The sequence below is a fragment of the Neosynechococcus sphagnicola sy1 genome, assembly GCF_000775285.1.
In the GTDB taxonomy this organism is placed as follows: domain Bacteria; phylum Cyanobacteriota; class Cyanobacteriia; order Neosynechococcales; family Neosynechococcaceae; genus Neosynechococcus; species Neosynechococcus sphagnicola.
Window position 1 is genome coordinate 25,818 of record NZ_JJML01000022.1, and the last position, 18,606, is coordinate 44,423.

Here is an 18,606-nt window from a genome sequence, read left to right on the forward strand (position 1 = left end):
AGCTTGAGCGGCGATCACCGTTGGTCTGTTATTGTCTGTCAATGAATATCCTTTCGAGCCTGCACTAGGAGCAGTAAGCCCAACATCCCGCCAATCAGCAGTCCGAGTTTGCCCCAGTGTCCCAGGACGTTGACGTTAAAGGCAGCCCCTTGGTTGCGTTGAAAGCGACTGATCAATGCTTCGGCGGAGGCGATCGCCGTGCCCCGCTTTTCCTTCCAAGTACTAAACGTCTGCTGCCAGGTTTGAATCGCGGTTTGATAGGCATTGACTTTATTGGTATAGGTTTTCAGGTCATCTCGGTAGGTGGTGTTGAAGGGATTATCGGGTTGGGGCGGCGGATCTCCCGGTTCGGCGGGCTTCTTGGGTTCGGGTTGATCCACCACGGGATCATATTTATCCCGCACCCCTGGGAAGTTGCACTGGCGAAATAAATTGGCTCCCAAACATTGACAGCTTTGCTTCTGAGCTTCCGTCAGGGCTTTGCGCTGGGCTTCTGTTTTTTGCCAGCAGGGATCATGGGCAATGTCCCGTCCCATGCCTGTGATCGTCACCATCGATTCAAAGGCCCACCGCGTCACCGTCAGTTGACTAATGGTTTGACCCACCGCACCTACATCCCGCAGCGGTAAAATTGCTCCGGCAAAGGTGATTTGGGGAACTAGCACCAGGATCGTCAGCAGGGGAGCCATATTTTGATTCGGAGACAGTGCGGACACCAGCAGTCCCATCACCATTCCCCCCCAAGGTTGCGAGGAACAAGGTGATATAAAGGGCAAGGGTCGTCTCTCCACCGCCGGGAATTGCCACCGCTAATTCTTTGGTCAGCAAGAAAATCGCTGCCTGATAAACCGCCAGAATCACGGCAATCCAGATTTTGGAGAGAATATACGCCCCAATTTTTAACCCCACCATCCGTTCCCGGCGGTAGATTTCCGTCTCTTTAACAATTTCCCGCATGGTGCCGAGGCTTCCCACCATCGTGGCGATCAGCACCGCCACAAACATCATGGTCAGAGACTGCCCCGCATCGCCGCTGGTATTGTCAAATAAATGACGTTTCCACATTGCCAGATCCAGCAATCCCAGAATCGGGGCTAAGGCCAGCATCAACGCTAGACTGGCGCGATCTTGCATCAAAATCGTCAGGTTGCGGCGAGACAGGATCAGCAGCTGCCGCCAACTGGAAATGCCCTTCACCCCCGTCGGCAGTTGTTGAGCCGGACGGGCATGGTGTCCTGAATTAGAGGTCAGTTGCAGATGCTGTTGGCGCTCTCCCACATACTGCTGATACTGCTGAGATTGCCAGTAGCGCTGCTGCCACTGTTCCGGTGAGAGATCGGCTTCCACCCGCAGATAGATCTCGTCAAAGTCCTTGACATTAAAGTAGGTCAGAGCCTGATCGGGAGGGCCAAAGTAGGCAATGCGGCCACCCATGGTGAGAAAGACCACTAGGTTGCACATCATCACATTTTTGGTGGCATGGGTAATCAACAGGATGGTGCGCCCCTGGTCAGCTAGTTTTCGCAGCAGTCGCATCATCTGGACTTCGGTGCCGGGATCTAAACCGGAGGTGGCTTCATCGAGAAAGAAGAGGCTGGGCTTTGTCAGCAGTTCCACCCCCATCGACACCCGCTTGCGTTGCCCACCACTGAGGGTTTTTCACCAAAACATGCTGACGTTGGGTGAGTTCCAAATCTTCCAGTACCGTTTGGACACGCAGGCGACGCTCGGCGGCGGTTGTATCGGCGGGCAGGCGCAACTGAGCAGCGTAGTCTAGGGCCTGCACCACCGTCAGATCGCGATGGATAATATCGTCCTGGGGAACATACCCCAATTCCGTGCGATAGGCATTGAAGTTTTTATACAGGTCATTGTTATTGACCAGCACCGTGCCGCGAGAGGCTGGACGCAGACCATTTAAGGCATCCAGTAGGGTAGATTTTCCCGCACCGCTGACCCCGACAATGGCTACAAACTCTCGGGGCAAAATCGAGAGAGAGATATCATCCAACAGCACCACGCCCTTGTTGGTGGTTTTGGTCAGGTGCAGGGCATCAAGGCGCAGATTGCCCGCATCATTTTGCTGCACCAGGGTTTCATCGATATTGAAAACCAGGTTACAGGGGCCGACGCGAATCGTGTCACCTGGCAACAGCAGGCGATCGCCGACAATGGGCTTGCCATTGACAAAGGTGCCATTGGAAGACTCCAGATCTGTGATCCGCCAAGAGCCGTCCTGCAATTCAATGCGGGCATGGAACCGCGACACCATGGGATGGTCGATGACGGTATCGTTCCGGGGATCGCGCCCTAGGGTGAGGCTGGTGCGATCGCGCAGGGGCAGTGGTTCGAGATGGTCAGCGGCGATCGTCGGTAACACCACCTGGTAGGAGAGGGTGAGGTCGGTGCCAATTTGCACCACATCCCCATCAAGGAGGAATCGCCGGGAAACATACTGTCCCTGGAACAACAGGCCATTGCGACTGCCAAGGTCAATGATTTCGTAGCCCCCGTCGCAACGTTGGAGTTGAGCATGGCGCAGGGAAACGACGGGCAAATCGACAATGATGTCACAGCCTGGATCTCGGCCAATGACAAGCACCTCCTGTCTGAGAGGGAACTCCTGCACCCACTGGGGGGTCGTTACCTGAAGGACACAGGCAATCGGCGTCCCCGTGACAACGGTGCCAGGAAGCAAGGGTGACGGGTCGGAGTGAGTGTGCTGTTGAAAGTGCAGTTCCAAGTTCCCCATGCGAATGATGTCTCCATCCCTTAATGGCTCAGGCCGACGCGGTGACAATCGGACTTGATTCAGCCAAGTGCCCGCTGCACTGCCTAGGTCGGCGATCGCGTAATGGTCAACGTCCCAGGTAATTTGGGCGTGGTACTGCGACAGGGTAGGGTCAGACAATACCAGCCCATTATCTGACTCTTGACCGAGGGTGACAGGATTCTGTTCCAGTGAGAATTCCTGAATCACCGTCTGGTGATGATAAATCTTGAGGGTAGCAGCAGAAACCGGCATGATGGGGTGACAGGCAAGGGAAGGTGACCTGACCTTTACTATAGAGCTACCACTATCGGTCGTAGACTTTGTTGTTGACCCAGGAATTGTATCGCACCTGAAGGAGAAACTGACTCACGGGGGGGCAGTTTGGTCATTTCTGGCAGGGTGCCCACGTACTCCCTCACCCTTGGGACTGTGGATGGGAACAGGGTGCATTAGGCATCATCAGGATCTTCCCTGTTGTCTTGATCAAAAAAACCGCCAAAGGGACGGGAGTTCAATCCAGCCACCTTCAAGGGTTGGCATTGGGGGGGGCTGCCGTTAAGGGCGATAGCCGGAGGATAAAGCGTTGGGGGGTAGCGTAGAGTTCCGTGAGATATTCGCCGGGGGGGTACATTTACCCATGCAAAGCCTTGATGCTGCTCCTGCTGCTGATTTAGAGTCTCCCTGAGATATTCATCATCGGCTTCACCGCCACAGAAGATCAGGAGTTGCCCACAGGGGATATTTAATTTCCAGTTGAATGCTTTGATCCCAACCCTGGCTTCCTCTGGTGTCAGGTCACCAACCAGAATCAGGGCATCGTCGAGCATACAATCCCCCCCGAAACCCTAGGGGCAAGTACACCCCCTGCTGCATCAAGGCTTTGCGATCGGCTGTGTTGCCCCGGTAATGACCCCGGCAAAAACTCCTCAAAACTACAGCCCCCCAAACTGTGAGACAGGATCAGGTAACTAGGGCCGTCACAAAAGAAGGAGCTTTGATCTAAATCAAAACACAGGCGACTCATTGACTCTTCCATGGCAGGATTGTCAGTTAGGAAAGATATAGCACTGGTGAGGCAGCTCAGGACAGGATTCCAACGGTCAAATGCTAATACTGGGAGGCTGCCTGTGGTGCCATTGCCACAATACTTTGGACGATGGCTATATCATATCGACTTATCTTTCTCCTTTGAGACGCTAACCCATGACCGTGCGCACCAAGAGCCAAAGATTCAGCCCCGCAATCAGCAGTGCCACAAACCATGACAGTCGCTTCAGCCATAAGGGATTGACAAACTCCCCCATCAAGCGGCGATCGCTGGTAAATATCACTAAGGGAATCACTGCAAAGGAGAGCTGCAAGCTCAAAATCACTTGACTGAAAACCAGCAAACTGCCCGTACTTTGCTCACCAAAATAAACAATGGTAATCAACGCAGGGATGATAGCCAGCAGTCGGGTCGCCAGCCGCCGGCACCAGGGGGGCAATCGCAGTTGCAAAAAACCTTCCATGACAATCTGGCCTGCTAGGGTGGCGGTCAGGGTTGAGCTTTGCCCGGAGGCCAATAGAGCCAAACCAAAGATGGCACTGGCAGCACCGACTCCCAACAGTGGGGAAAGGAGCCGGTAGGCATCTTGAATGTCTGCCACTCCTTGATAACCAGAAAAGTGAAAGGTGGCAGCAGAAACAATCAAAATCGCGGAGTTGATCAACAGTGCAAATGATAGCGCCACCGTGGAATCAATAGTGCCAAACTTAATGGCTTCCCAGCGTTTTTCGGCAGTGGGTTCCCAAGCCCGTGTTTGCACGATGGAGGAGTGCAAATATAGGTTGTGTGGCATCACCGTTGCCCCCAAAATGCCGATAGCAAGATAGAGCATCTCGGGGTTGGCAAGGATCTTGGGCTGGGGCAGATAGCCAAACAAAATCCCCCCCGACATCGGGTCGGGAGAAGATAATTTCCGCTGTAAAACAAATGCCAATGGTTGCGACCAGCATGATCACCAAGGCTTCTACATAGCGAAATCCTTTGCTTTGCAGCAACAACAATACCAGGACATCAAGGGTTGTAATGCAGACTCCCCAAATTAGCGGTAAGCCAAACAGCAGTTGTAGGGCGATCGCACTGCCTAATAGCTCTGCTAAATCACAGGCTGCGATCGCAATTTCACAGAGTACCCACAGCACCAAGTTCAGACGGGGACTAAAGTAGTCGCGACAAGTCTGGGCTAAATCCCGCCCCGTTGCCACCCCCAACCGCACACACAACGATTGCAGGAGAATTGCCATCAAATTTGAGAGCAAAATCACCGTCAACAGCGTGTAACCAAACCGAGCCCCTCCAGCAATGTCGGTGGCCCAGTTACCCGGATCCATATAGCCCACGGATACCAAATATCCTGGCCCTGCATAGGCCAACATTTTTCGCCAGAAATTGCTGTCCTTGGGGATTGGAATGGAGCGGTGGACTTCGGACAGGCTAGGTCTGCGGTTAGCGGGAGACATGATTGATTCTTTTCATAATCTTTTCACAATTTTAGCCCGTCCCTGGCAGCGAGTTGAGAACCCGTCCGACTCAAATCTCGGCTTTCTCCTCCTCTCTCGACCCTTAAAACAAGCTTGAGTGCAAACAAGGTCTCAGATTGCCCCATAGAATTGAGCTATGGTGCAGTTTACTGGAGTCAGGGTATGGAGGTGCGCGCAGCCGTTGCTTGGGAAGCAGGTCAGCCATTGAAGATTGAAATGGTGGAGCTAGAAGGCCCTAAGGCGGGAGAAGTGATGGTTGAACTCAAAGCCACGGGGGTTTGCCACACCGATGCCTACACCCTCTCCGGGGCTGATCCCGAAGGTCTATTTCCTACCATCCTGGGTCATGAGGGGGCTGGGGTGGTGGTTGAGGTGGGGCCTGAGGTCAGAAGTCTCAGACCTGGTGATCATGTCATTCCTCTCTACACCCCGGAATGTCGTCAGTGCAAATTTTGTCTCAGCGGCAAAACCAATTTGTGTCAAGCCATTCGCTCGACCCAAGGTCAGGGTGTCATGCCCGATGGCAGTAGCCGCTTCTCCCAATCTGGGCAGAAGATCCATCACTATATGGGAACCTCGACCTTTGCTCACTACACGGTTCTGCCTGAAATTGCCGTTGCCAAAATTCGTGAAGATGCTCCTTTTGATCAGGTTTGCTTGATCGGCTGCGGTGTCACCACCGGTATTGGTGCGGTCATCAACACTGCTAAGGTGGAGCCCGGTGCCAATGTCGTCGTTTTTGGTTTAGGGGGCATTGGATTAAATGTGATCCAGGCAGCCCGGATGGTTGGGGCCAGCCAGATTATTGGGGTGGATATGAACCCAGCCAAACGAGGGCTGGCCGAAAAATTTGGCATGACCCACTTTGTGAACCCTCAGGAGGTGGAAGGGGATCTGGTAGCCTATTTGGTGGCGCTGACCGATGGCGGTGCTGACTATAGTTTTGAATGCATTGGCAATGTCAACGTGATGCGGCAGGCCTTGGAGTGTTGTCACAAGGGTTCGGGGGGTGTCCGTCATCATTGGTGTTGCCGGAGCAGGGGAAGAGATTAGTACCCGCCCCTTTCAACTGGTAACCGGACGAGTTTGGAAAGGCTCTGCCTTTGGGGGGGCCAAGGGTCGTCGGGATGTGCCGAAAATCGTCGATTGGTATATGGAGGGCAAAATCCAGATCGATAGTCTGATCACCCATACGGTGCCCTTAGAGCGGATTAATGATGCCTTTGACTATATGCATCAGGGACTCTCGATTCGCACGGTGGTCACCTTTTAGTACCTTGCTCCACCCACTCCCCCTGCAAGCTTTCTGCACACCCTCTGGGTCTGTCAACTTTTAGTGAATAGAACATGACAATCCTGCCGACATGCACCAGCCAGAGCCGCTGTTTTGACGGCACCATCGGCTTTTACCGTCATTTCTCAGACGTTTGTCGAACCGAAATGCGGTTTTCAGTGTACCTGCCACCCCAAGCGACAGGGGCGACCTTACCGATCGTCTATTGGCTCTCGGGATTGACTTGTACGGAAGAGAATTTCATGATCAAGGCGGGGGCACAACAGTTTGCTGCCCAGTATGGGTTGATCCTGGTGGCTCCCGATACCAGTCCCCGCAATCTCGGCCTTCCCGGTGAGACCGAAACCTGGGATTTTGGTGCCGGAGCTGGCTTCTATGTAGATGCCACCACCGATCCCTGGAATGCCCACTATCGCATGTACACCTACGTCACGGAGGAACTGCCAGCACTGATGGCAGCCTTTTTCCCCGGCGATCGCCAGCGCCAGGGGATTATGGGTCACTCCATGGGCGGCCATGGTGCCTTGATCTGTGCCCTTCGTAATCCCGATCGCTACCGTTCGGTCTCGGCCTTTGCCCCGATTGCCGCACCCATGGGTTGCGCTTGGGGACAAAAAGCATTCCGGGGATATCTGGGCACTGACTCAACGGCTTGGCAAGCCTACGATGCCAGTCAAATCGTGATCCATTCTGCCTGGAACCAACCGATATTGATTGATCAAGGAACCGCAGACCCGTTTTTGCCCCAGGGGCAGCTGCTGCCCGAGGTGTTTGAGCAAGCCTGTGCTCAAGCTGGGAAGGAGTTAATCCTGCGCCGCCAAGAGGGATACGACCACAGTTATTCGTTCATTGCCACCTTCATTGCCGATCACCTACGTCACCATGCCATGGCGCTCCGTTAGCGATCGCCTGATTCGTGCTTATTTCTGGAGATTTTCAGATCGTACCCAATCCGTTGCCAAGGTCAACTGCAAATCTTCCGGATTGAAAATAATCAATCGATCAAGGGTTCCTGTCCTGGAATTTGTTGGTTCTCCTAAAATTCCTGCGAGGAGACTGCCCACGCGATCGCCAAATAAGCTCCTGAGCACCTGACGGGCTGTGGCTGTGGCTACGCCACCCCGAACAGTTTGCTGAGTAATTTCACGGGTGGCAGCTCTGACTTTGGAGACCGCTCGAATGGTAAACGTGCGATTGTCAATCACTACCCGATCAGCAATGTAGCGAGCACCGGGAGCCCCATTCCCCATCACGGCTTTGAATTGCCCCTTGAGGCGACTGCCCTTGGGAATGACCACCTGGCCCCTGTCATTACGGACAGGCTCACTGACCACCAAGGTGGCATTCACCGTGTCTCCGGGGGCCAGAATCAGACGCACACTGTTGTTGGCTTGATCCAGGTAGGAGGTGTTAATCTTGGTACCCTTGTCAAGCTGAAGCGGGGCACTCTGGGGATCATTGGGGTCATTGGCTGGGTTGTCGGGGGATGCCCCCCGGTAATTGCACTGCCAACAATATACTGGTTCACTGCCTCCTGACCGGGCAAGGCACTCAACTGCCCCTGACTGACCAGAGCCTGATATATAAAGGCCGCAACATCTCCACGGGTCGCGGTTTGCTGTGGTTCCAGGAACTGGCGATCCGGATAGTTGACGACAATGCGTTTCTGGGTTGCTGCGGCTACGCCATTGGTGGCATAGTCGGGAATTTGGGCAGCATCTTTATAGACCTGTAGAATCTTGGCTGCTGTGCCAGTGGGGGTGAGATCTAAGCCTGCTGCGAGGGAGACCAGCACCTGTACCTTGGGGATGGGTTGACTGGGACGAAATTCACCATCGGGATAGCCAGACATAAAGCCAGTGGTGTAAGCCTGCTCAATGGCTGGGGCTGCCCAGTAACTTCCAGGTACATCGGTGAAGTCTCGCCGGGAACGCACTTGAGACTTCGTAAATCCCTGCCGAATCATCGCGGCAAACTCAGCACGGGTCACTGGCTTATCGGGCTGAAACGTACCATCCGGGAAGCCTTTGATGATGCCTTTATCTGCCAAGCGTTCAATGAAGGGACGTGCCCAGTAGTTAAATGCCACATCTGAGAAATTGGCTGCAACCGCAGGTCTAGAAATGAGCAAGGGTGGCAGGACCGTTGCCGCCATACCAAAGATCACCAAGGCAGTTGGAGCTGACCGATGACGTAGACAATTGCTCATACTTCGATTCCATAAAAACATAGTTACAACGTCTCTGACGTTAGCTAAAAGGTTCCTTCAGTCAGGATGACAGAGAGGCGTTTGAAATCATGTCTAGGCCAATGTTCGACTTGTATCATTCAATTTGAGGGTGGAAAATTCCCAGTCTTGACTGCTACAAGATCCCGGCGATCGCAGCCGGAATAAATTCGGCTTGATCCGTTCCACAGCATTTAGCCCGCCGCTAGAGGCTCGCCGATGTAGTCATTAGCAGACATCAACAGTAATTACTTTGGGGAATTCTTGAAGAACAAACTGGCAATAGCCGCCGCCGCAACCGCACTGGCTAACCACAGCATCCCCCTTTGGTAAGCGGCAAAATCTGGATTATCTGAGAGCACCTTGGCAATTAAATCTGTGCCCCGGTGTGGAGCCCCGATCGCCGCCCCGATAAACGGTTGAATTAACCCACCAAACACACAGGATGCCGTTGCCACCAGGGACGTAGCCAGTGCCTTGGCTCCATTGGGTAGGTGCAATTGGATGGCAGAAAACCCTAGAATCGACCCCCCAGACCAAAGCCCAGGAGAAAAAACATCAGCGTTGCCAGTCCCTGGGAAAGGGAGATCGCCAGCATCACACCGAACAAAAACAGTGAAAAAAAGCCAAATGCACGAGCTGGGAAGACAAAACTCCCCGTTTTTCTGGCCCATGCCCCAGCCAATAATGACCCAACGGTAACACCCAGTGGAATCATCGCATTCATCAATCCGGCTTGCTGAGCAGCATGTTTGAAAAAGTCAATCTGGAATTGAATGTTCCAAAGGTCAGCAAACGCCAGTAAGGTGCCAAAGAGCCCCGTGTAATAGACGAGAGCTGCCCAGAATTGGAGGTTGCCCACGGCGATCGCCAGTGCGGCCCAGAGCGAGATTTTCGGTGGACTTTCGGCGGATGTTGCCTGAGAGGTCTTGCCGACAAAGGTCAGCAGGAGAATGGCACTGATTCCCAGGAGTACCCCCATAATCTGGAATGGCAGACGAAAACTCCCTAGCAAGGGAAATAATCCGCAGACAATCGCCAGCACCGCCCCCGTAACATTGGCAAGGCTCTGACCCAGGGAGGACATAAATGCGAAGTTGTCGGGATAAGTGCGTCCGACTAGGTACATCATGCCGACAAAGGTACTCGACAGTCCCACCCCCAAAAGAATGCGGCCAATCAAGGCTCCCGTCATCCCGGTGCTGACGCTAAACAGAAAAGCGCCTACCGCCGCCACCGTCGCCGTAGCTGCTAACAGCAGACGCGGCGGGAGGTAATCCAAAAGAATGCCAAACAGGAGTTGACTGATGGCATAGGTGATAAAGAATGCGCCACTGAGGAGCCCGAGTTGGGCGGTGTCCAGATGTAGCTCAGCGGCAATGCTCTCGGAGAGTAGGGCAAATAGAACGGCAATCAGAATGCTAACGACGAAAAAGGTTTCCGAGGCTGCCCAGCCAAAATGACGGTTGATCTTGCTCATAGCTTAGGTCTGGTTAGCGATGCGGAAGCACCACTGATTGTGTTGTCGCACCACAGGTTCCATATCGACGGTGGCGATCCGGCCTTGATCGACAATCACCCGACCGTTGATGACGGTGTAATTTGCTTTCTGCGGGGCACAGAACACGACCGCTGCAACGGGATCATGGAGGGCTCCGGCATAGTCAATGGTGTGGAGTTTGATGGTGAAGAAGTCTGCACACTTGCCCGGTTCGAGGGAACCGACATCATCGCGGCCCAGCACCTTTGGCCCCCCCAAGGTAGCAATTTCTAAGGACTCGCGGGCTGTCATCCATTCTCCGGCACGTTTCGGATGAGATTGGGAAAGGAAAAAGTATTTCTGCGGCCCCTCAGGCGGAAGTAATCCCATTTTTAACCGCGCCAGCAGCATCGCCTGACGCACCTCAAGCAACATGTTGGAGGAATCGTTGCTAGCCGAACCGTCCACACCCAGACCCACCTTCACCCCAGCCGCCATATATTTTTTGATCGGGGAGATTCCCGATGCCAACCGCATGTTCGAGTTCGGGCAGTGGGCAACACCGCAGCCTGTGTGGGAGAACTTCTGGATTTCGTCATCATCCACATGAATGGCGTGGGCAAACCAGACATCGTCCCCCAGCCAGTCTAAGGTTTCCATCCAATCCACTGGCCGGAGTTCAAAGCGGTCAAGGGTGAAGCGCTCTTCATCAAAGGTCTCGCACAGGTGGGTGTGGAGTCCAACTTTATAATGGCGAGCCAACTGAGCGGATTCCTTTAACAACCCTGGGGTGACCGAGAAGGGCGAGCAGGGGCCGATAACCATGCGGGTCATGGCACCTACGGAGGGGTCGTGATATCGCTCGATCGCCCGGATACTGTCCTTCATAATCAAGTCTTCATCCTCGACGCAATCATCCGGCGGCAACCCCCCTTTCGACTCTCCCAGGGACATGGAACCGCGACTGCAATGGAACCGCACCCCGATCTCTTTCGCAGCGTCGATCAGACAATCCACCGAATTACCATTTTTGAAAATATAGGAATGATCAAAGACCGTGGTGCAACCTGTCAATGCCAGTTCCCCTAAGCCGATGAGAACACTCAGTCGCGAGGCCTCCGGCGTGGTGTTTGCCCAAATGCGGTACTGCCCTTTTAGCCAAGGAAAGAGATTGTTATTCTGTGCTGCGGGTAGGTTCCGGGTCAGGGTTTGGTTCAGGTGATGGTGAGTATTGACAAACCCAGGGAGGACAATCTGACCCGAGCAATCGACCACGGTGTCCGCCGTCCCAGGCAACTCGGACATGGGGCCAACCTGCTTGATCATGCCATCTTCGGCGTAGATCCCGGCATCCTTCAGCTCCCGCCGTTCCCCATCCATGGTGACGAGAACTTCAGCGTTTTTAGCAAGCAGGGTACGCATGTTTTTGGGGTGATTTTCTGAACTCCCCTAATTATTCCCTATATTCGTCATATTCATCCTCAGATAGCTCCTGAGAACCAAGGCTGGTTGACTGCGTAAAACGATGCCACAACGGGGTGGGCGGGTGGGCTTGACCAGCTTCTTGGAAGTTTGACTCTCTTTTCAGGACTCCGCTGGCATTGTCAGAATTTGCAGTCGGATGGTTTGAGAACTTCCCAACTCTACTTCCAGGATCTCTCCCGATAACCGTTGTAAACAACTTAACAACACCCGCAACTGGGGGGTGCTGGCTCCGGTATCGACATAGAGGCGATCGCTGAGGTTATGGATGCGCTTCCAGGTGAGGTGGAGTTTGACCATGGTTTGCTCCAGTTGAGCCGCTTGACTCACCAATTCCGCCGCAGAATTCAGGCAACCAATCCGTAGGGCTTCTTCGAGGGCCGTTTCTAGATCTAGCGATCCGTGACTCAGGGCTTGCACTTGAGCGGCAGCATCTAAATATTTCGACAGGTAGCGAGCCTCACTGGTTGCTTGCTTCAGGGTGTCAATGTCTGGATTCTCTGCGATCGCCTGTTGGAGTTCCTGCTGATGAGCGGGGGGCAGTTTGGTCATTTCCCGCACCAAAGGTGCCAGATAGCCGGGGGGGGAGAACATTGGTAGCCGCCAATCCTCGCACGGTTTCGGGGAGCAGGTCAGAACTCATAGCCGTCCATTCATCGGACAACTGCCGAACTTCGCGCCGGGTAATTTTGGGACGGGGGTGCCCGGTTGCTTCTGATTCCTTGGCAAGATCGCAGACCATTTGTTGGACTTCCGGAGCCGCTTGGGCGGTTTCCACGAAGGCACGCTTGCTAAAACGATTGACGGAGCTGGGTTCCAGATAGCCCTCGGTTAACAGCGTATCGGCACTGTCCGCCAGTTCAATCAGCGAGTAGGCTTGGCTTTTGCTGATCTCCCGGTCTTTAAGCCAGTTGAGAAACGCCCGTTTCCCCGGCCATTGCCCACTCGTTTCTCGCGATCGCGCACGGCACGGACAATCCGCCCCCGCCAAATATCCGTTTGCAGATCAAAGCGATCGCACACCTGCCAGGCTGTTTCCAGCTGCTGCAAAAAAGTGCCCTCGGAGACTTGCTCATCTGCTGGATCGGGCAGTTGAAAGTTCAAGTCTAGGTCATTGGCGAGAACCGTCTGCACAGGGTCTGTCGGCGGTGAAGTCAGGGAAGGCATAGACAAAATCGCAGCATTGCCGACCCATTATCTCTTATCAGTCCCCTGAATCCATCGGTGAGCTGGGGGGCAGGGGCGAGTAGGTGGGCTTGACCTTGGCACGGAACAGTAAGCGATCGCCATGGTAATAACCAGCATGGCAAATGGTGACGCGATCGCCCGGTTGGGCAATGCCTTCTAGTAAGTCATGGTGGCGGGGATCGTAGTCCACCTCAGCGGCAACGGGGGTCGAGCGATCGCACCCCCCGAGTGGGCCAATAGCTTCTCCAGAGGCTGGAGCAGAGGCAGTAACTTGGTCGCGGCAAACTGCGGATCAGACCGAACCGCATGGGCAGCGGTCGGCCAATAAAGCATCCAGGTTTCCAAAATCTGAAGGGCTTCCCGCTGTAATTCCTGGGGGAGGGTTTGTTGCTGCTGGGCCAGTTGTTGCTGGAGATGGGCATACTCTTGCTGGAGGGCAAGAATTTGCCGTTGGAGGTTGGCAATGGTGTCCTCCGGTGAGTCTGAGAAGGACATCGACCCAGAGAAGCGGCTGAACAATTCTGGCAACCCTACCTGCAAGGCCAGACTCAACTTATGGAGAGGGTCCAGTCGCATCTGCCTGATCTCGCCTCGCCGCAGCTGTTGAATCTGCCACATCGACACCCCCGCCTGATGACTGAGTTCCCGGAAACTGGCGATTCCGGCCTGTTGCATCCAGTCCTGTAATTGTTGGGTTCTATTTAAATCAATTGGATGAGGCATGGATTCTTCAGGTGGATGTTCGCTAGTAACACGATTGACAGGCTAGGTCTGTGCCAGAATGTAAGGTGTTTTTGCAGGTCAGCAAAATAAAGAGAGTAAGCACAATCAATGGAAGCAATCTATCAATATGCCTGGCTGATTCCCGTTCTGCCGCTGGCAGGTGCCATGATCGTCGGCTTAGGTCTTATCTCTTTTAACCAGACTGTTAATCATCTGCGTCAAGGTAATTCTATTTTTATCGTCTCTCTTCTGGGAACCGCGATGGTGCTATCCTTCGGGTTGCTCTGGAGTCAGATTCAAGGCCATCCGCCCTACTACCAAAGCATTGATTGGGCGGCAGCCGGAGACTTCCATCTCACGATGGGTTATACCATTGACCATCTATCCGCCCTGATGCTGGTGATTGTCACCACGGTGGCTTTTCTGGTGATGGTTTATACCGATGGCTACATGGCCCATGACCCTGGCTATGTTCGCTTCTATGCTTACTTGAGTTTATTCAGCTCCTCCATGTTGGGCTTAGTAATCAGCCCCAACCTGGTACAAATCTATGTGTTTTGGGAACTGGTGGGGATGTGTTCCTACCTGCTGATTGGTTTCTGGTTTGACCGTCAAGCGGCTGCCGATGCCTGCCAAAAGGCATTTGTCACCAATCGCGTCGGTGACTTCGGCCTCCTCTTGGGCATCCTAGGTCTTTACTGGGCAACGGGGAGCTTTGACTTTGTCACCACGGGCGATCGCCTGCAAGAGCTGGTGAGCACCGGCGGTATTAGTAGTGGCTTAGCCCTATTATTTGCCATCATGATCTTTCTCGGCCCCGTAGCGAAGTCGGCTCAAGTTCCCCTCCATGTGTGGCTCCCCGATGCCATGGAAGGCCCGACACCGATTTCAGCCCTGATTCATGCGGCAACCATGGTGGCGGCAGGGGTGTTTCTGATTGCCCGCATGTTCCCGCTGTTTGAAGGTATTCCCGCCGTGATGAATGTGATTGCTTGGACGGGAGCCGTGACGGCCTTTGTCGGAGCCACCACTGCCATCACCCAAAATGACATCAAGAAAGGTCTTGCCTATTCCACCATGTCCCAGTTGGGCTACATGGTGATGGCAATGGGAGTGGGAGCCTATGGAGCTGGTTTATTTCACCTGATGACCCATGCGTTTTTTAAAGCGATGCTGTTCCTGGGATCAGGAGCGGTGATTCACGGCATGGAAGCCGTAGTGGGTCATGACGCCACCTATGCCCAGGACATGCGGATGATGGGGGGTTTGCGCAAGTTTATGCCCCTGACCGCCCTCACCTTCTTTGTGGGAACCTTGGCGATTTGTGGGATTCCCCCCTTCGCTGGGTTTTGGTCTAAAGATGAAATTCTAGGCTCCGTGTTTGCAGCCAATCCCCTGCTGTGGGTAATTGGCTGGGGTACAGCTGGGATTACGGCTTTTTATATGTTTCGGATGTATTTCACCACCTTTGAAGGTAGTTTCCGGGGTAATGAGTCCGCGATTCGTCACCAACTTCAGGCGGAGAAACTCCAAAGTTTAGGTTTAGCCTTTGGGCCGGGGGCGATGGATCCCCGAGAGCTAACCGTAGCCCCCGAAACCAGCCATGCTCATCAGGCTCACTCAGATCATGGTGACGATCATCATCCCCACAGTGAGTTCCCCCATGAAGCGCCGATCTCGATGACCTTACCGCTGCTGATTTTGGCAGTGCCCTCCGCTCTGATTGGACTGGTGGGGATGCCCTTCAATAACTACTTTGAGGCATTTATCCATCCCGAAACCATGGCGGCAGTTCACGAAGCAGCGGCGGCTGAATTTGACTGGACTGAGTTTTTAACCATGGCCGGAAGTTCTGTCGGCATTGGCCTGATTGGGATTAGTCTGGCCATCTTGATGTACCTGACCCACAAGATTGACCCAGGGGCGATCGCGGCCAAAATTCAACCCTTGTACCAGCTCTCGAAGAACAAGTGGTACTTTGATGAGGTCTATGAGGTGCTTTTCATTCGCGGGGTGCGGCGACTGGCACGGCAAGTCATGGAAGTTGACTACCGGGTGGTGGATGGGCTGGTCAACCTCACCGGCCTAGTGACCCTGATTACGGGGGAAGGTCTAAAATATTTGGAAAATGGTCGGGCACAATTCTACGCTCTGATAGTATTTGGAACAGTTCTGGGTCTGGTAATTCTCTCGACTGTGACCTGAATGCAAAAATTGGCGCTGATGACGAGGGGATGATTCCCCGTTTTGGCAAAGCTCACGTTGCAAAATTCCAGACTTTCAAACTCCCTATCTACCGGACGATGAACATCGCAGATTTTCCTTGGTTGACCACGTCCATTTTGTTTCCCATCGGGGCCTCCCTGCTGATCCCGATCATCCCGGACAAAGACGGCAAAACCATCCGCTGGTATGCGTTAATTATTGGCCTGCTCGATTTTGCGCTGCTGGTCTATGCCTTCTACACCCGTTACGACCTTTCCAGCTCTGAGATGCAGTTGGTGGAAAGCTATGCTTGGGTGCCCCAGCTCGATCTGAATTGGACGGTAGGGGCAGATGGTCTATCCATGCCCCTGATTTTGCTCACAGGTTTTATTACCACCCTGGCAACCTTAGCGGCATGGCCCGTGACCCTAAAGCCGCGGTTGTTTTATTTCCTGCTGCTGGCGATGTATGGCGGCCAGATCGCTGTGTTCGCCGTCCAGGATATGCTGCTGTTTTTCCTGGTTTGGGAACTGGAGTTGATTCCGGTCTATCTGCTGCTGGCTATCTGGGGGGGGTAAAAAGCGGCTTTACGCGGCCACTAAGTTTATTCTCTACACCGCAGGCGGTTCCCTGTTCATTCTGGTGGCGGCCTTAGCCATGGCATTCTATGGCGATACGGTCACCTTTGATATGCGATCGCTGATGACCAAGGACTTCCCCATCGCCTTTCAGATGTGGCTCTATGCTGCATTCATCATTGCCTACGGTGTCAAGCTACCGATTATTCCCCTGCACACTTGGCTCCCCGATGCCCACGGCGAAGCCACAGCCCCAGTTCATATGCTACTAGCAGGAATTCTCCTCAAAACTGGGGGGGTTATGCTCTGGTGCGCATGAATATGGAGATGCTCCCCGATGCCCATGCTTTGTTTGCCCCAGTGCTGGTAATTCTGGGGGTTGTGAACATCATCTATGCAGCTCTCACCTCCTTTGCCCAGCGTAATCTCAAACGCAAGATTGCCTATTCGTCGATCTCCCATATGGGCTTTGTCCTGATTGGGATTGCCTCCTTTACCGATCTGGGGCTGAGCGGTGCGGTGCTACAAATGGTATCCCATGGCTTAATTGGAGCCAGCCTCTTCTTCTTGGTGGGCGCTACCTACGATCGCACCCACACCCTGATGCTCGATGAGATCGGGGGGGGGTTGGGCAGAAGATGCCGAAGATTTTCTCCATGTTTACAGCCTGTTCCCTGGCTTCCCTGGCCTTACCCGGCATGAGCGGCTTTGTTGCCGAGCTTATGGTCTTTATTGGCTTTGCCACCAGTGACGCCTATAGTACCTTCTTCAAAATGCCAGTGGTGCTGCTGGCAGCTGTAGGCGTGATTCTGACGCCCATTTATCTGCTGTCGATGTTGCGGGAAATCTTCTACGGCCCCGAAAATCAGGAACTAATTTCCCACGAAGCCCTCGTGGATGCTGAACCCCGTGAAGTCTTTATTATTGGGTGTCTGCTGGTTCCCATTATCGGAATTGGGTTCTATCCCAAACTCCTGACTCAGATCTACGACAGCAAAACCATGCAATTAACCGCACGACTGCGGGCGTCTATCCCGGCAGTGGTTCAAAAACAACTTACCCCCCCCCTCCAGCCCTAGCCATGCACTCCCTGGGACTGGAAACCATGCCGATGCTGCACGCCCCAGTTATTGGCCAGTAAATCCTGGACAACCTCACTGGACAACATTAAAAGAGGCTACTGAATTCAGTAGCCTCGTTTTTTTATCCCGAAGGAAAATGGATTCTTTTTCCCTCCCCTTACCAAGGTGGGGGTTAGGGTGGGGTGCATGATCAAGGGATACCCAGCGTAGCCTGAACTACCTGGACTACTGAGAAACAGCTAGGAGAAAATCGGGGCTTTGGGAATTGCGATCATCAGTACAGGTTATTTGTGATGCTCGACCTGACCCTTTTAAAACATCCTCTGATGGTTCCCGGTGCAGAGAGAGATCAGGCTTCAGGGGTGTTCCTTGCTGGATATACAATTGAGCCATCTTCAGTCATCTCCCGATTGAAAACCGATTCTCTGTTTTATCGCTTATTCTCCACGGCTCCTCATTTGCTGTTTGAATTGCTGGGAGATTCTCCGCCGGTTCCCTATCAGTTCCAATCCGTGGAAGTTAAGCAAACCGCCTTCCGACTGGATGGGATTTTTTTGCCCCCGGCTTCTGATCCAGACTTGCCAATCTATTTTGTAGAAGTCCAGTTTCAGCTTGATCCAGATCTTTATCGGCGTTTGTTTGCGGAAATTTTTCTATTTCTGGCTCAAAATCCCAGGATTCGTCATTGGAAAGCAGTGGTAATTTTGGCACGGCGATCCATTGAACCGAAGCAGAAGCTGGCCTATGTCTCACTATTAGAGAGCGATCAAGTGGAGCGCATCTACTTAAATCAACTCCCCCCAGACTCGGGATTACCCGGCATTAATTTAGTGAGGTTAGTGGTGGCGTCTCGCAGGCAGGCGGCGAAGCAAGCCCGTAAACTCCTGACGCAGGTTGAGCAAGGTGAGCCGTGGCTGCCGCAGGGAGTACTATTGGAGTTAATTGAGACGATAATGGTCTACAAGTTTTCTGAGTCTAGCCGGGAGGAAATCGCCAAGATGCTGGGGTTAGCAGAATCCATTACCCAAACCAGGGTTTATCAGGAAGG

11 protein-coding genes and 5 pseudogenes are annotated in these 18,606 nt (G+C 53.5%); 5 read left to right on the plus strand and 11 right to left on the minus strand.

All coding sequences use genetic code 11. The features are described 5' to 3' along the window. Nucleotides 1–38: 38 nt before the first annotated feature. The 3 genes and pseudogenes from DO97_RS31105 to DO97_RS10900 all read right to left on the minus strand — a co-directional run bounded on the left by DO97_RS31105 (nt 39) and on the right by DO97_RS10900 (nt 5,278). Nucleotides 39–3,025: pseudogene (locus DO97_RS31105) on the minus strand (FHA domain-containing protein). Nucleotides 3,026–3,222: 197 nt separating this feature from the next. After that, entirely contained in the window at nt 3,223–3,600 is a 378-nt protein-coding gene (locus tag DO97_RS25065; RefSeq protein ID WP_036533305.1) for a hypothetical protein, read from the minus strand. 369 nt (nt 3,601–3,969) lie between these two features. Next, a pseudogene (locus DO97_RS10900) lies at nt 3,970–5,278 on the minus strand (Nramp family divalent metal transporter). Between the two features lie 183 nt (nt 5,279–5,461). Between DO97_RS10900 and DO97_RS10905 the strand changes: the two are divergent. Both DO97_RS10905 and fghA read left to right on the plus strand, forming a co-directional pair. Beyond that, nucleotides 5,462–6,572, plus strand: a pseudogene (locus DO97_RS10905) (S-(hydroxymethyl)glutathione dehydrogenase/class III alcohol dehydrogenase). 74 nt (nt 6,573–6,646) lie between these two features. Further along, complete coding sequence (fghA, locus tag DO97_RS10910; RefSeq protein WP_036533307.1) at nt 6,647–7,495, plus strand: S-formylglutathione hydrolase; 849 nt, start codon at nt 6,647–6,649, stop codon at nt 7,493–7,495. An 18-nt stretch (nt 7,496–7,513) separates the two neighbouring features. On the opposite strand, the gene DO97_RS23150 is transcribed toward fghA, so the two are convergent. From DO97_RS23150 to DO97_RS10945, 8 genes and pseudogenes are all read right to left on the minus strand, one after another. Further along, the gene (locus tag DO97_RS23150; RefSeq protein WP_036533310.1) at nt 7,514–7,972 is read right to left on the minus strand and encodes a hypothetical protein; all 459 of its coding nucleotides are present in this window, start codon (nt 7,970–7,972) and stop codon (nt 7,514–7,516) included. Next, nucleotides 7,963–8,802 (minus strand): S-layer homology domain-containing protein, encoded by an 840-nt coding sequence (locus DO97_RS23155; RefSeq protein WP_052128633.1) that lies wholly within the window; start codon nt 8,800–8,802, stop codon nt 7,963–7,965. The genes DO97_RS23150 and DO97_RS23155 overlap by 10 nt, the downstream gene beginning before the upstream one ends. A gap of 266 nt (nt 8,803–9,068) precedes the next feature. Continuing rightward, nucleotides 9,069–9,320, minus strand: coding sequence for a hypothetical protein (locus tag DO97_RS10925; protein WP_036533312.1), 252 nt, complete (start codon nt 9,318–9,320; stop codon nt 9,069–9,071). 17 nt (nt 9,321–9,337) lie between these two features. Further along, nucleotides 9,338–10,300, minus strand: coding sequence for an MFS transporter (locus DO97_RS10930; RefSeq protein WP_036533314.1), 963 nt, complete (start codon nt 10,298–10,300; stop codon nt 9,338–9,340). 3 nt (nt 10,301–10,303) lie between these two features. Then, entirely contained in the window at nt 10,304–11,722 is a 1,419-nt protein-coding gene (locus tag DO97_RS10935) for an 8-oxoguanine deaminase (RefSeq protein WP_036533316.1), read from the minus strand. A 162-nt stretch (nt 11,723–11,884) separates the two neighbouring features. After that, nucleotides 11,885–12,949: pseudogene (locus DO97_RS31110) on the minus strand (hypothetical protein). 37 nt (nt 12,950–12,986) lie between these two features. Continuing rightward, nucleotides 12,987–13,160: a hypothetical protein gene (locus DO97_RS23905; protein ID WP_156120533.1), complete on the minus strand. Its 174-nt coding sequence runs from the start codon at nt 13,158–13,160 to the stop codon at nt 12,987–12,989. Continuing rightward, nucleotides 13,127–13,693 (minus strand): helix-turn-helix domain-containing protein, encoded by a 567-nt coding sequence (locus DO97_RS10945; protein ID WP_052128634.1) that lies wholly within the window; start codon nt 13,691–13,693, stop codon nt 13,127–13,129. The genes DO97_RS23905 and DO97_RS10945 overlap by 34 nt, the downstream gene beginning before the upstream one ends. 108 nt (nt 13,694–13,801) lie before the next feature. Between DO97_RS10945 and DO97_RS10950 the strand changes: the two genes are divergently transcribed. The 3 genes and pseudogenes from DO97_RS10950 to DO97_RS10960 all read left to right on the plus strand — a co-directional run. Continuing rightward, nucleotides 13,802–15,898 carry an NAD(P)H-quinone oxidoreductase subunit 5 gene (locus tag DO97_RS10950; RefSeq protein WP_036533317.1) on the plus strand — a complete coding sequence of 699 codons (2,097 nt, stop codon included), beginning with the start codon at nt 13,802–13,804 and terminating at the stop codon, nt 15,896–15,898. 98 nt (nt 15,899–15,996) lie between these two features. Further along, nucleotides 15,997–17,555: pseudogene (ndhD1, locus tag DO97_RS10955) on the plus strand (photosynthetic/respiratory NAD(P)H-quinone oxidoreductase subunit D1). Nucleotides 17,556–17,851: 296 nt separating this feature from the next. Beyond that, nucleotides 17,852–18,606 (plus strand): Rpn family recombination-promoting nuclease/putative transposase (locus tag DO97_RS10960; protein ID WP_052128635.1); only part of this gene is annotated, 755 nt, incomplete at its 3' end.

Excerpts from the sequence above, each read along its gene's own strand:
- DO97_RS25065 (WP_036533305.1), bottom strand. The coding sequence starts at position 3,600 with ATGCTCGACGATGCCCTGATTCTGGTTGGTGACCTGACACCAGAGGAA.
- DO97_RS10930 (WP_036533314.1), bottom strand. The coding sequence starts at position 10,300 with ATGAGCAAGATCAACCGTCATTTTGGCTGGGCAGCCTCGGAAACCTTT.
- DO97_RS23155 (WP_052128633.1), bottom strand. The coding sequence starts at position 8,802 with ATGAGCAATTGTCTACGTCATCGGTCAGCTCCAACTGCCTTGGTGATC.
- DO97_RS10935 (WP_036533316.1), bottom strand. The coding sequence starts at position 11,722 with ATGCGTACCCTGCTTGCTAAAAACGCTGAAGTTCTCGTCACCATGGAT.
- DO97_RS10945 (WP_052128634.1), bottom strand. The coding sequence starts at position 13,693 with ATGCCTCATCCAATTGATTTAAATAGAACCCAACAATTACAGGACTGG.
- DO97_RS10950 (WP_036533317.1), top strand. The coding sequence starts at position 13,802 with ATGGAAGCAATCTATCAATATGCCTGGCTGATTCCCGTTCTGCCGCTG.
- fghA (WP_036533307.1), top strand. The coding sequence starts at position 6,647 with ATGACAATCCTGCCGACATGCACCAGCCAGAGCCGCTGTTTTGACGGC.